This window comes from Stenotrophomonas sp. Steno-Z1, assembly GCF_056393175.1.
In genome coordinates this window covers 38,779-51,977 of sequence record NZ_JBWJPB010000007.1, presented here as the reverse complement: position 1 = coordinate 51,977, position 13,199 = coordinate 38,779, and the positions used below count along the sequence as shown (strand labels likewise).

The following is a 13,199-nucleotide window of genomic DNA, read 5'->3' as shown; positions in this document are numbered from 1 at the left end:
GGTTGCCACGCATGGCGTGGCAGTACCGGGACGTGCGGTGCGGATGCGCGCGGTAAGGGGGTGCCACGCATGGCGTGGCACTACCGGCAGGCAGGGGCTAGGCGCGCGCCAGGGCCATCAGGCGGTCGGCGATGCGCTCCAGGGGCACCATTTCTTCGGCGGCGCCCAGCTTGTAGGCGGCGCCCGGCATGCCCCAGACCACGCTGGTGGCTTCGTCCTGCACCAGCGTGGGGGCGCCGGCGTTGCGCAGTTCGAGCAGGCCGCGGGCGCCGTCGTCGCCCATGCCGGTAAGGATGGCGCCGATGGCGTTGCCGCCGGCACTTTCGGCGACCGAGCGGAACAGCACGTCCACCGCCGGTTTGTGGCGGTTGACGGCCGGGCCGTCATCGACGCGGCAGCGCCAGCGCGCACCGTCGCGGATGATGCGCAGATGCTTGCCGCCGGGCGGCAGGTAGGCGTGGCCGGCCAGCACGGCTTCGCCGTCGGTGGCTTCGCGCACGGACATCGCCGAATGACGGTCCAGGCGCTCGGCGAAGGGGGTGCTGAAGGCGGCGGGCAGGTGCTGGGTCATCACCACGGCCGGGGCGTCGGCGGGCATGCCTTCGAGCACCACGCGCAGGGCTTCGGTGCCGCCGGCCGAGGCACCGATGGCGATCAGGCGGTCGGTGGTGCGGAACTGGATGCTGCGTGCCGGCGCGGTGGCTGCCACGGTATCGAGGGTGATGCGCGGGGTGATCGGGCGGGCGAGGGTGCGTACCCGCGAGCGCGCGGCCATCTTGACCTTGCCGATGATTTCCTCGGCATAGCCCTGCAGGCCACGGGCGACGTCGAATTTGGGCTTGGAGACGAAGTCCACCGCGCCCAGCGCCAAGGCCTGCAGGGTGGTGTCGGCGCCGCGCTCGGTGAGCGAGGAGATCATCACCACCGGCAGCGGGTGCAGGCGCATCAGGTTTTCCAGGAACGCCAGGCCATCCATGCGCGGCATTTCCACGTCCAGGGTGATCACGTCCGGGGCCAGGCGTTTGATCTTCTCGCGTGCGAGCAGCGGGTCGGCGGCGGTGCCGACCACCTCGATGCCGGGATCGCTGGCGAGGATTTCGCTGAGCATCTGCCGGACGACGGCGGAGTCGTCGACGATCAGCACGCGGCAGGGGCCGTTCTGTGTCATTCGAACAACTCCACGCCGCCGGTGACCGGGGCCTTGGACAGGCGCGCACGCACCGCCGATTCGGTCGCGGCCACTTCGGCCTCGTGGGCATGCGGCAGGCGCTGGACGACTACCCGGCCGGTGGTGGCGAAGAACCACACCTTGCGCGGATGGATGCCGCACAGGTCTTCGGCCAGCACCGGAATATGCTCGGCCTGCAGGTACTGGCGCACGAACTCGGCGTTGCGGGTGCCGACCGGGTTGCTGGTGAAGCCCTTGAGCACGTTGGCCCCACCGAACACCTTGGCTTCCAGGCGCTTGCGATGGGCGCCGCGCTTGAGCAGGTCGTTGATCAGCAGTTCCATGGCGTAGCTGCCGTAGCGCGCGGGCGCGCCGTCGCCGACGTTGCCCTCCGGCAGCAGGAAGTGGTTCATGCCGCCGATCTTCAGCACCGGGTCGCGCAGGCAGGCGGCCACGCACGAGCCCAGCGTGGTGGTCAGTGCGGTGTCGTCATCCACCACCAGGTACTGGGTGGGCAGCAGCTTGGCCGCGGTCACCTTGAAGCGGCTGTCGAAGTACCGCATCACATCGTCGTTGCGCACCGCTACATTCATGCCGGTGCTCCGGGCGCGCGCTTGTACAGAGTGCGACCGCACGGCTGGATCAGGTCGGCGGCGTGCAGGTAGTTCTCCGAGTGGCCGGTGTAAAGCAGGCCATCGTCGCCCATGTGCTGGATCAGGCGCGACAGGATGCCGCGCTGGGTGGGCTTGTCGAAATAGATCATCACGTTGCGGCAGAACAGCGCGTCGAACGGGCCGCCGACGTCATAGCGCGGGGCCAGCAGGTTGAGCGGGCGGAAGTCGATCAGGTCGCGCAGCGCCGGATTGACCCGGCAGTGGCCCTCGTTGGGGCCGCTGCCGCGCTGGAAGTAACGCTTCTTCAGCGCCGGATCGAGCCCGGACACGCGGTCGATGGCGTAGACGCCGCGGCTGGCGGTGGCCAGCACCTGGGTGTCCACGTCGGTGGCCAGGATGCGCACCGGCGGCTTGAGCGTGCCGAACGCTTCGCAGGCGGTGATCGCCATGGAGTAGGGCTCCTCGCCGGTGGAGGCCGCGCACGACCACAGCTGCAGCGTGCCGTGGCCGGCGCGCGCGCGCAGTTCGGTGTCGAGCTTCTCGAAGTGGTGCGGTTCGCGGAAGAACGCGGTGAGGTTGGTGGTGAGCGCGTTGGTGAACGCCTGCCACTCCTCGCCGCCGTCCTTTTCGAGCTGGTCCAGGTACTCGGTGAAGCTGCGCAGGCCGAGCGCGCGCAGGCGGCGCGAGAGACGGCCATAGACCATGTCGCGCTTGGCCGGCGCCAGCGAGATGCCGACGCGTTGGTAGATCAGGTCGCAGACCCGGCGGAAATCGCGGTCGGCGAACTCGAATTCGCGGCCGTTCTGGGCGGTGGCGGCAGGAGCGGAAGGCGTGGACACGGGCGCACTCGATGGGGGTGGGGAGGCGGCGGCCGGGTGGCCGCCGCAAGGGCTCAGAACTCTTGCCAGTTGCCGTCGTCAGGGGTGGGGCTGCGCTGCGCACGGGGCGCCGGCTGCAGCCGCGCGACCGGTGCGGCGCCGCCCTTGGCCGTGGGGCGCAGCGCGGCGGGCACGACCACGCGCGCGGTCACCGCGCTGACTGCGGCCGCGACCTGGTTGTCCAGGCGGAAGATGGCCACGGCATCGGCGAGCTGGGTGGCCTGTTCTTCCATGGCACGCGCGGCGGCGGTGGCTTCTTCCACCAGCGCGGCGTTCTGCTGGGTGGTTTCGTCCATCTGGGTGACGGTCTGGTTGACCTGTTCGATGCCGGCCGACTGCTCCTGCGAGGCCGCCGAAATCTCGGCCATGATGTCGGTCACCCGCTGCACCGAGGCGACGATCTCGCCCATGGTGCTGCCCGCCTTTCGTACCAGGGCCGAACCATCGGCGACGCTGGCCACCGAGTCATCGATCAGGCCCTTGATCTCCTTGGCGGCCCCGGCCGAACGCTGGGCCAGGGTGCGCACCTCGGAGGCGACCACGGCGAAGCCGCGGCCCTGCTCACCGGCACGCGCTGCTTCCACCGCGGCGTTGAGCGCCAGGATGTTGGTCTGGAAGGCGATGCCGTCGATGACCGAGATGATCTCGGCGATGCGGCGCGAGCTGGCTTCGATCGCGCTCATGGTGGTGACCACCTGGCCGACCACCTCGCCGCCCTGGCTGGCCACGCCATGCGCGCCGATGGCCAGCTGGTTGGCCTGGCGGGCGTGCTCGGCGTTCTGGCGCACGGTGGAGGTGAGCTCCTCCATCGAGGCGGCGGTTTCTTCCAGGTTGGCCGCCTGCTGCTCGGTGCGACGCGACAGATCGGTGTTGCCCGAAGCGATCTCGCCCGCGGCCTGGTTGATGCTGCCGGCCGAGGCCTGGATCTGGCCGACGATCTGGGTGAGCTGGCTGACGGTGGCGTTGGCGTCGTCGCGCATCCGCGCGAACACGCCCTGGAAGTCGCCGTGCATGCGCACGGTCAGGTCGCCCTCGGCGATGCCGGACAGCAGCAGCGAGAGCTTGCCCAGGTTGTCGTCGCTGACCTGCATCATCGCGTTGAGGTTGGCGATCATCAGGCGGAAGTCGTGGTCGAAGCGGGCGGTGTCGCCGCGCTGGCTGAAATCACCGGCTGCCGCGGCGCCGGCCAGGCGCTTGATTTCATCGTTGATGCTGCCCAGGTTGCGCTTGACCGTGTCCACCGTGGTGGTGATCCCGGCCTTCTCGCCCGGGTAGCGGGCAATGTCGGCGTGCAGGTCGCCCACCGCATAGCGCTGCACCACCTGCAGCACGTCGTCCATGGTCTGTACGTGGGCGCCGACCAGGGCATTGGTCTCGTGCACCATCAGTCCGTACTCGCCGGGAAAGGCGCTCTCGTCCATGCGGAAGCGGGTCTGGCCGGCCTCGTGCTGGCTGGCCATCTCGCGCTGGCCGCTGATCACCGCGTGCAGCTGTTTCTGCATGCGGCCCATGCTTTCGAGCAGGCGGCCCGGTTCGTCGTGGGCCTGGGCGCCGATGCGGCTGTCCAGCTTGCCCGCGGCGATGCTCTCGGCCACGTGGGTGGCCTGGCGCAGGGGCAGGGTGATGCGGTTGCCGATCAGCCAGCTCAGCGCCAGCACGATCAGCACGACCACGCCGCCGGCCACGGTCATCACGGCGGTGAAGGCCAGAGCGTCGGACTGCACATCGTCCATGTAGACGCCGCTGGTCACGACCCACTGCCAGGGCGCGTACATGTCGGCGTAGGTGACCTTCTCGATCAGGTCATCCTTGCCGGGCTTGGTGGTCTTGTAGTACGTGAAGCCGCCGCCGGACCGGGCCATGTCCACCTGCTGCAGGTAGATCGGCACGCCGTCCTTGGAGGTGTAGTCCTTCTGCACCTTGCCGACGCGGTCGCGGGCGAAGGGATGCATCAGCAGCGTGTATTTCGTGTCGAGCACGTTGTAGTACGCGCTGTCGTTGTCGGCGCGCATGACCTCCAGTGCCTGCAGCGCGGCCGCCTTGGCGGCGTCCTCGGTGAGCTCGCCGGTGGTGGCCAGGCGCTTGTAATGGTCCAGGATGCCGTAGCTGAGTTCGACCTGGGTCTTCAGCGCGTCCTTGCGGGTTTCCGCCAGATCCAGGTACTGCATGCGCGCGGCAATGATGGCCAGGGCGATGACGCCCACGGCAATGAGAGCGGTGAGCAGGTTGAGCTTGCGCCTGACCGACAGGTTGGCGAAGGACTGGTTCCAGCGGCTGAGCAGATTCATGGGCAGGGGTCTTTGATCGACGAACGTGTCGCGGCAATGCTGTTATCGGCCGCAGGGCGCGCGTATTGAGGTGGTGTGGCTGAGCGTATTCAGGTTGGAGCGGGGGGCGTGCGGTGCGACATCCCGCGTAGCGGCATCGCATGGGTGGCTGCATGTGGGGCTGGACGGAAGAGCAGCCACGCATGGCGTGCCTCTACGTGGCGTGGGGTCGCGTTTGTAGAGCCACCCCATGGGTGGCTGCGCGCGGTGCCAGACGGAAGAGCAGCCACGCATGGCGTGGCTCTACGTGGTGTGGGGTCGTGTTTGTAGAGCCACCCCATGGGTGGCTGCACGCGGTGCCGGACGTAAGAGCAGCCACGCATGGCGTGGCTCTACGTGGTGTGGGGTTGCGTTCGTAGAGCCACCCCATGGGTGGCTGCACGCGGTGCCGGACGGAAGAGCAGCCACGCATGGCGTGGCTCTACGTGGTGTGGGGTCGCGTTTGTAGAGCCACCCCATGGGTGGCTGCACGCGGTGCCGGACGGAGAGCAGCCACGCATGGCGTGGCTCTGCGCGGATTGCAGCTTGACCAACAAAAAGGCCCCGACGGGTGTCGGGGCCTTTTGCAGTACCGGTTTCTACGGGCCGCAGGCGGGCTTAGAACTCCTGCCAGTCACCGTCGGCCAGTTCGGTGGCGACGGGGCGGGCAGCCGCGCGGCGAGCCGGTGCTGCCGGTGCGGCGGCGGCCTGGCGCACGGGTGCGCGCGGGGCCGGAGCGCTGAAGGCGACCGGTGCCGCCACGTCCTGCTCGTCGAGCGTGAAGATCGACACGGCGTCGCTGAGGTGGCCGGCCTGTTCTTCCATCGAGCGTGCGGCGGCGGTGGCTTCTTCCACCAGTGCGGCATTCTGCTGGGTGGTTTCGTCCATCTGCACGACGGTCTGGTTGACCTGTTCGATGCCGGCCGACTGTTCCTGCGAAGCCGCCGAGATCTCGGCCATGATGTCGGTCACGCGCTGCACCGAGGCGACGATTTCGCCCATGGTGGCGCCGGCCTTGTGCACCAGCGCCGAGCCGTCGTTGACCTTGCCGACCGAGTCGTCGATCAGGCCCTTGATCTCCTTGGCGGCACCGGCCGAACGCTGGGCCAGGGTGCGCACTTCGGAGGCGACCACGGCGAAGCCGCGGCCCTGCTCACCCGCACGCGCCGCTTCCACGGCGGCGTTGAGCGCCAGGATGTTGGTCTGGAAGGCGATGCCGTCGATGACCGAGATGATCTCGGCGATCTTCTTGGACGAGGTCTGGATCGCGCTCATGGTGGTGACCACCTGGCCGACCACTTCACCGCCCTGGCTGGCCACGGTGTGGGCACCGATGGCGAGCTGGTTGGCCTGGCGGGCGTGCTCGGCGTTCTGGCGCACCGTGGAGGTGAGCTCCTCCATCGAGGCGGCGGTTTCTTCCAGATTGGCGGCCTGCTGCTCGGTGCGGCGCGAGAGGTCGCTGTTGCCGGTGGCGATCTCGCTGGCAGCCGAACTGATCGCCTGGCTGGAGTGCTTGATGCGGGTGACGATGCCGCTGAGCTGCTCGGCGGTGGCGTTGGCGTCGTCGCGCATGGTGGCGAACACGCCCTGGAAATCGCCATGCATACGCACGGTGAGGTCACCCTGCGACAGCGCGGTGAGCAGACCGGAGATCTGTTCGATGCTGGCCGCGTTGGCGTCCAGCAGGCCGTTGATCTGCTGGGCCAGCTGCAGGAAGAACCCGTCCTTGCCTTCGGCGACGATGCGGCCGGACAGGTCGCCGGCGGCGGCCTTGGCGATCACGCGCGCCACTTCGGCTTCGACCAGCGCTTCGGGGGTGCGGTCACGCCACTCCACGACGTGGCCGACGCTCTCGCCTTCCTCGTTGCGGATGGTGGAGACCACCTGGGCGAACTGGGCATCGCCGAACTGCATGGCGCGACGGGCCACGCCATGCTGCTTCAGGTTGGCCAGCAGGCTGGCGTCCATCTCGCCGCGGTGCTCGAGCACGGTGAGCGGACGGCCGACCAGCGAGGCGCCCGCGTCGAAATCGGGCAGGTGCTTGCGCAGCTCGTCCTGGTACTGGGACAGGCTCTGCTCCAGGGCGCGGTTGGCGTAGACGATGTTGAGCTGGTTGTCGGTGAGGTAGACGCCGGTGGAGCTGTAGTCCAGCGCGGTGCGGATGCGCAGGTTCTCGCGGGCGATGGCCTGGTCGGTCTCGGTGCGCTCGCGCAGGTCGCGCTGCATGCGCTGCATGGCCTGCATCAGGTCGCCCACTTCGTCCTTGCGGCTCACGTCGATGTGGCCATCGAGCTTGCCGCTGGCGACATCGTTGGCCACCGACACGGCGCCGCGCATGCTGCCCACCAGCGAACGGGCGAACAGGTACACCAGGACCAGCCCCAGGGCGGCACCGCCGAGCAGGGCGATGACGGTCAGGGTGGCCGAGGCGGCATAGGTGGATTCGGCTTCCTCGCGCGAGGCGCGGGCCAGCCGGTTGTCTTCGGCGATCAGCGCTTCGAGCGCCGACGAGGCCTTCAGGTGCTTGCTGCGGGTTTCGCCGACGAAGGTGTCGATGGCGTCGTCCGGCAGGTCCAGCTCGAGCATCTCGGTGACCGCGTCGTAGGAGGCCAGCGAGTCTTTCCAATCCTTGGCGAAGGTGTCGAACAGCTTCTTCTGCTGGGGATTGTCGATGAGTTCGGGGTACTTCTTGATGGCGAGGTCGATCTGGCCACGCAGGTCCTTGGCGCGCTTCTTCGCGTCGGCCTTGACGTCTTCGCTGGCGCGGATCAGGCCCTGGTAGGCCGAGTTGCGGTATTCGCCGACCATGCCGCGGATCTCACCGGCGGTACGGATGCTTTCCATCCGGTGGCCGGCCAGCTCTGTGGTGACGTTGTTGAGCGAGTAGAGGCCGCGATAGGCCACGATGCCCTGCAGCAGCATCACCAGCAGGAGGACGCCGAAAGTCAGCATCAACTTCGGCATCAGTTTGAGGTTGTTGATCCAGGGCATGAGCAGTGCGATCTCCAATGGCAGACGCGTCCGGGCGTCGTGCCCGGTTGCAACGTCCACGCCGGCCAGTGCCGGCGTGGCATGGCGTACGGCGGATTACTTGATGTTGGCGAGCTTCAGGCCGGCCGGCGAGCTGACTTCGATTTCAGCGCGCGATGCATCGCGGGCGATCTTGCCGATCACGCAGACGGTCTTGCCTTCCAGGGTTTCCAGCGGGAAGCTGAACTTGCCGCGGTTCGCACCGGCGATGCGGGCCGAGAAGGTGTGGCGCGGGAAGGCGCCGCCCATGTACAGGAAGGTCGGCTGGCCTTCGGAGCCTTCGGCGTAGCGGGCCTTTTCGACCTTGCCGCAGACCATGCCGTCCTTGCCGACCGAGCGCGGTGCCATTTCCGGCGGGATCATTTCGGCCGACTGGGCGAAAGCGGACGAGGCGGAGGTGGCGAGAACGGCAACCGAGAACAGCGCAAGCAGGGACTTCATCGGGAAAAATCTCCGGGGAAAATGGACGAATTGGCCCGGCCTTGGGCAGCCCCACACAGCCGGGTCCTGAAGCAGCTATCGGCCGTGCCGGGGGGAACTGAAGAACTTTTTTCGACCACGGCCGCAGGACGCCTTGGCCGGGGTGCTGCGGATCAGGCGGCGACGTCTTCGACCGGGGTGGGGTTGCCCATGTCGGCGCTGTCGAGGAGGGTCTCGATATCCAGCAGGATGAGCATGCGATCGTCCTGGGTGCCGATGCCGGAGATGAAGCGGGTATCGACGGCGGCGCCGAACTCGGGCGTCGGGCGGATCTGGTCGGCGCTGAGCGGGATGACGTCGGAGACGCTGTCGACGACGATGCCGACGACGCGGTCCTCGACGTTGAGCACGATCATGACGGTGAAGGCATCGTAGGTGGCCTTGTCCAGGCGCAGCTTGAGGCGCAGGTCGATGACCGGGACGATGGTGCCGCGCAGGTTGATGACGCCCTTGATGTAGTCCGGCGCATCGGGGACGCGGGTGACCGAGTCGTAGCCGCGGATTTCCTGCACCTTGAGGATGTCCACGCCGTAGTGCTCGGCGCCGAGGGTGAAGCTGAGGTACTCGCCACCGCTGCTGGCGGCGTTGGGGTTGCTGTCGTTCATCGAAGGAATCCTGGGTCGGGCGTGGCGGTAAGGAAAAACCGGGCGTCACGCTCAATATCGGCCTGGATGGGGGCGACTTTAGCGGGCGTGGAGAGGGCGGTCGGCTGTGCACTGCCGAGGCGCGGCGGGCGGTGCCAGGCCCACAGATTCCGCTATCGGTTGGATGGAGCCGCCGCTGGCGGGCAGGGGGAGTGCCGAGCGCTGCTCGGCACCTGGACCCCCGGACGCTGCGAGCGCTTGCTCTCTACGCGGCCAAAGCCAACTGTCCCGGGTCGGTACGGGTGGGTTGGCGGGACCCGTTTTGCGCCATGGATGGCGCAAATGGAGCGTACACGGACGTACTTGCGGCGTGTCCCGCCAGCCAACCCGTACCGACCCTGCGCGCCACAGACGAACCGCCGCAGTTGACGTTGCTCCCAGGAAAGGCAGCCCGCCTTAACTCTCCCCGTTCTTGCGCGCACTGCGCTGACGGTCGATGCGGAAGATGTAGCGCTGGATGGCGCTGTCGCCGCCGCGCGGCAACGTGTCGAAGCGCATTCCGATCCGCTTCATCTCCACCCCGTTGGGCAGCTTCACCGCCAACTGGTTGCAGACGATGAGCGATACCTGCAACGGCCCGCTGTCGGGCATGTCCAGGCGTGCGTCGTAGCGCTTCTGCAGGGAGAACACGTTGCAGTCCGGTGGCACCGTCACCGCCAGGCCGCCGCCGCTGATGTCCACCACCCGCAGGCTCAGTGCCTCGCTGCGATCCTCGTTGATCGGGAACAGCAGGTGTGGCGAGTCGGTGATCGGCGTCTCCAGCCGATACAGCTCGCGACGCTGGAGGTGCACCAGCTCGCTCGGGAACGCCACCCGGAAGGCCACGTGGCCCGAGCCGCCGGTGCGCTCCAGGTGATCCAGCCGGAACCGCACCATTACCCGGTCCAGCTGCGCGAAGCAGAGCAGGTGCCCGGCCTCCTCGGCGGCGCGGTTGGCCGGTTCGGACGGACTGCCGTCCAGCAGCAGCGTGTCCTCGTCCTCGTCCAGTTCCAGGATCGCGGTCGGGAAAGACTGGTCGCGGCCGCCCAAGTGGGCGTTGATCAGCGAACGCTGGTCGATCAGGGCCTGCAGCAACTGGCGGATCTGCCTCGGGTTGCGGACCAGGTAACGGTCGTCCGTGCCGTCGTCGTGGGCGGCATGGGTTCCGTCGTGTACGTCAAGGCTACCTTCGGACATGGACTCTTGCTGGCTTGGGCGGGCGCCGATGGCGGACTTTGCCAGGGCTCTGTCCGTTTATCGGCAGCAGTTCACGTTTATGTAGGGGGAATTATGCGTGGGGGGCGCTGATGCGGCGGCCGATGCCACGCCACCCGGTAGCCAAAACAGCGACACCCCGCCGGAGCGGGGTGTGGCGTTTTTTATCGAAACCCGCGGCGGCGGATCAGAACTCCTGCCAGTCGCCGTCGTTGGCCAGCACCGGCTCGCGTACCGCGGCGCGGCGCGCCGGTGCCGGGGCGGGGCGGCCGCGGCCGGGGGTGGCCGCCGGCGCGCGGCTGCTGCCGGCCGGCGCAGCGGCCAGCGCGGCCGACTGGCCATCCAGTTTGAACAGCGCCACCGCATCGGTCAGGTGACCGGCCTGCTCTTCCATCGAGCGGGCCGCCGCGGTGGCTTCCTCCACCAGCGCGGCGTTCTGCTGGGTGGTCTCGTCCATCTGGGTGATGGTCTGGTTGACCTGCTCGATGCCGGCCGACTGCTCCTGCGAGGCCGCCGAAATCTCGGCCATGATGTCGGTGACGCGCTGCACCGAGGCGACGATCTCGCCCATGGTGCTGCCGGCCTGGTTGACCAGCGCCGAGCCCTCGGCCACCTTGCCGACCGACTCGTCGATCAGGCCCTTGATCTCCTTGGCCGCGCTGGCCGAACGCTGGGCCAGGGTGCGCACCTCGGAGGCGACCACGGCAAAGCCGCGGCCCTGCTCACCCGCACGCGCCGCTTCCACGGCGGCGTTGAGCGCCAGGATGTTGGTCTGGAAGGCGATGCCGTCGATGACGGTGATGATGTCGGCGATGCGGCGCGAGGAGGCGTCGATTTCATGCATCGTGCTGACCACCCGGCCGACCACTTCGCCGCCCTGGCTGGCCACGCTGTGGGCACCGATGGCGAGCTGGTTGGCCTGGCGGGCATGTTCGGCGTTCTGGCGCACGGTGGAGGTGAGTTCCTCCATCGAGGCCGCGGTTTCTTCCAGGTTGGCGGCCTGCTGCTCGGTACGGCGCGACAGGTCGTTGTTGCCCGAGGCGATCTCGCCGGCGGCGGTGCTGATGCTGGAAGAGGCGTGCTGGATGCGCCCCACGATCTGGGTCAGCTGGGCCACCGTGGTGTTGGCATCGTCGCGCATGCTGGCGAACACGCCGTGGAACTGGCCCTGCATGCGTGCGGTGAGGTCGCCGTTGGCGATCGCCTGCAGCAGGTGCGAGAGCTGGGACAGGTTGCCGTCGGCCACTTCCATCATGGTGTTCAGGTGCTCGATCATCACCCGGAAATCGTGATCGAAGCGCAGTGCGTCGCCGCGCTGGCTGAAGTCGCCCGCGGCCGCGGCCTGGGCCAGCGACTGGATCTGGGTGTTGATCGCCAGCAGGCTGGCCTTGGCCGCATCCATCGATTCGTGCAGGATCGCGCGGCTGCCCGGCAGGCGGCGCGCGTTCTGCGACAGGTCGCCGGCCGCGTACTGGTTGAGCACGGCGATGGCGTCCTTGATCGCATCCAGGTGGTCGAACACCACCGTGTTGGTGCCTACGGCCAGTTCACCGTAGACGCCGGGGAAGTCCACCGGCATGCGGTGGGAGATATCCGGGCCGGCGTGCATGGCCGACATCTGACGGGTTTCGTCCGAGTAGCGGCGCAGCATGCTGGTCATCTCGCCGGTGGCGGCCAGCATCTGCCCGACTTCGTCGGCGCTGGTGGCACGGGTGGTGACGCTGAGATCGCCCCGGGCGACCGACTTGATGGCGTGCACGGCCTGCGACAGCGGCCGGGTGATCACCCGCGAGATGACGAACGCCAGGGCGGCGGCCACCACCGACAGGAGCACCATGCAGACCACGATGGCGATCACGCTGGCGCGGTGGGTGGCGTTGGCGCCGGCGATACGCTCGGCCATGAGGCTGTTGCTGTACGCGCCCAGCGCCTTGAGGTCTTCGAACAACTGGCGGCGCGCCGGACGCGACTTGTTGTCGGAGATATCGCGGGCACCGGCCGCATCGCCGGCGGCCACGGCGGCGCGCAGGTCGGTGTTGGCCAGGAAGTAGGCATCGGTGTCGGCGGCGACCTTGGCGTACAGCGCACGCTCGCGGTCATTGGCCGGCAGCGCGGCGTAGGCCGCCAGTTCGTCGCGGACAACCTTTGCCGAGTCGTCCATGCGCTTGTTGTAGTCGGCGACCTTGTCGGGCTGGTCGAGCATGCTGACCTGGGCCAGTTCGTAAGTGCGGAACTCACCCAGCACCGCGCGTGCCTCACCCAGGTGCTGCAGCGTGGGAATGTTGTTGCCGGCCATCGCGGCCAGTTCGGCATTGGCGCCGTTGAGGCGGACCAGGGCGAACACGCCCAGGACGACGGTCATCAGCGTGGTGAGGGTGAACCCCACCGCCAGCTTGCGGGCGATGGGCAGATCATGGAACCACTTCATGGTGTGAACTCCGGGCAGGGCGGGGGCGCACAGCCGTGGGGTGCTGGGCGAGAGGTCGTAACGAAGGCGGGGTGGGGCGCGGGACACGTGACGATGGCGTCATCGCTCTCCCGGGATAACGGCGCTGCCCCGTCGCAACTTGAGTGCTCGATGTCACATTTTTTTTGAAAACGACGCAGCGCAGGGCACACCGCATTGGTTGCAAGAGCAAGCAATGGCAAGGCTCCCGCGTGCGTCGCCCGAGAGACGGGTCAGTACGCCCGCGTATCGGCCAAGTTCGAAGTCACAGTTTCAAAAAAGGCGCGGACCCCGCACGCGCAGCGCAGCGCCGCGCCGTTGATCGCAGGCCCGGGTCTGCCGAAGGCGAGGCGGCAGCACGCAGCGCCGCAACCACCCGGCGTGTCGGCGCACGAAAGACCGCGAAGAGCCGGCCCACGCAAGGCACGGAACCCAAACA

9 protein-coding genes are annotated in these 13,199 nt (G+C 68.1%); all 9 read right to left on the bottom strand.

Annotated elements, in window-relative coordinates:
* Window positions 1-97: 97 nt before the first annotated feature.
* Window positions 98-1,168: a protein-glutamate methylesterase/protein-glutamine glutaminase gene (locus AC06FD_RS16255; protein WP_478078348.1), complete on the bottom strand. Its 1,071-nt coding sequence runs from the start codon at window positions 1,166-1,168 to the stop codon at window positions 98-100.
* Window positions 1,165-1,761: a chemoreceptor glutamine deamidase CheD gene (gene cheD, locus AC06FD_RS16250; RefSeq protein WP_259202497.1), complete on the bottom strand. Its 597-nt coding sequence runs from the start codon at window positions 1,759-1,761 to the stop codon at window positions 1,165-1,167. The genes AC06FD_RS16255 and cheD overlap by 4 nt, the downstream gene beginning before the upstream one ends.
* A complete protein-coding gene (locus tag AC06FD_RS16245; protein ID WP_259202499.1) occupies window positions 1,758-2,621 on the bottom strand; it encodes a CheR family methyltransferase in 864 nt (287 codons plus the stop codon). The genes cheD and AC06FD_RS16245 overlap by 4 nt, the downstream gene beginning before the upstream one ends.
* A gap of 53 nt (window positions 2,622-2,674) precedes the next feature.
* Entirely contained in the window at window positions 2,675-4,948 is a 2,274-nt protein-coding gene (locus AC06FD_RS16240; protein ID WP_478078347.1) for a methyl-accepting chemotaxis protein, read from the bottom strand.
* Between the two features lie 636 nt (window positions 4,949-5,584).
* Window positions 5,585-7,957, bottom strand: coding sequence for a methyl-accepting chemotaxis protein (locus AC06FD_RS16235; protein WP_259202503.1), 2,373 nt, complete (start codon window positions 7,955-7,957; stop codon window positions 5,585-5,587).
* A gap of 96 nt (window positions 7,958-8,053) precedes the next feature.
* A complete protein-coding gene (locus AC06FD_RS16230; protein ID WP_259202505.1) occupies window positions 8,054-8,437 on the bottom strand; it encodes a hypothetical protein in 384 nt (127 codons plus the stop codon).
* A gap of 152 nt (window positions 8,438-8,589) precedes the next feature.
* Window positions 8,590-9,081 carry a chemotaxis protein CheW gene (locus AC06FD_RS16225; RefSeq protein ID WP_259202506.1) on the bottom strand — a complete coding sequence of 164 codons (492 nt, stop codon included), beginning with the start codon at window positions 9,079-9,081 and terminating at the stop codon, window positions 8,590-8,592.
* Between the two features lie 435 nt (window positions 9,082-9,516).
* Window positions 9,517-10,296, bottom strand: coding sequence for a flagellar brake protein (locus AC06FD_RS16220; protein WP_394163754.1), 780 nt, complete (start codon window positions 10,294-10,296; stop codon window positions 9,517-9,519).
* Window positions 10,297-10,501: 205 nt separating this feature from the next.
* Window positions 10,502-12,742 carry a methyl-accepting chemotaxis protein gene (locus tag AC06FD_RS16215; RefSeq protein WP_478078346.1) on the bottom strand — a complete coding sequence of 747 codons (2,241 nt, stop codon included), beginning with the start codon at window positions 12,740-12,742 and terminating at the stop codon, window positions 10,502-10,504.
* Window positions 12,743-13,199 lie beyond the last annotated feature (457 nt).

Bases quoted from the DNA above. Each gene is read 5' to 3' on its own strand.
- AC06FD_RS16215 (WP_478078346.1), bottom strand. From the start codon at position 12,742: ATGAAGTGGTTCCATGATCTGCCCATCGCCCGCAAGCTGGCGGTGGGG.
- cheD (WP_259202497.1), bottom strand. From the start codon at position 1,761: ATGAATGTAGCGGTGCGCAACGACGATGTGATGCGGTACTTCGACAGC.
- AC06FD_RS16225 (WP_259202506.1), bottom strand. From the start codon at position 9,081: ATGAACGACAGCAACCCCAACGCCGCCAGCAGCGGTGGCGAGTACCTC.
- AC06FD_RS16220 (WP_394163754.1), bottom strand. From the start codon at position 10,296: ATGTCCGAAGGTAGCCTTGACGTACACGACGGAACCCATGCCGCCCAC.
- AC06FD_RS16235 (WP_259202503.1), bottom strand. From the start codon at position 7,957: ATGCCCTGGATCAACAACCTCAAACTGATGCCGAAGTTGATGCTGACT.
- AC06FD_RS16240 (WP_478078347.1), bottom strand. From the start codon at position 4,948: ATGAATCTGCTCAGCCGCTGGAACCAGTCCTTCGCCAACCTGTCGGTC.
- AC06FD_RS16230 (WP_259202505.1), bottom strand. From the start codon at position 8,437: ATGAAGTCCCTGCTTGCGCTGTTCTCGGTTGCCGTTCTCGCCACCTCC.
- AC06FD_RS16255 (WP_478078348.1), bottom strand. From the start codon at position 1,168: ATGACACAGAACGGCCCCTGCCGCGTGCTGATCGTCGACGACTCCGCC.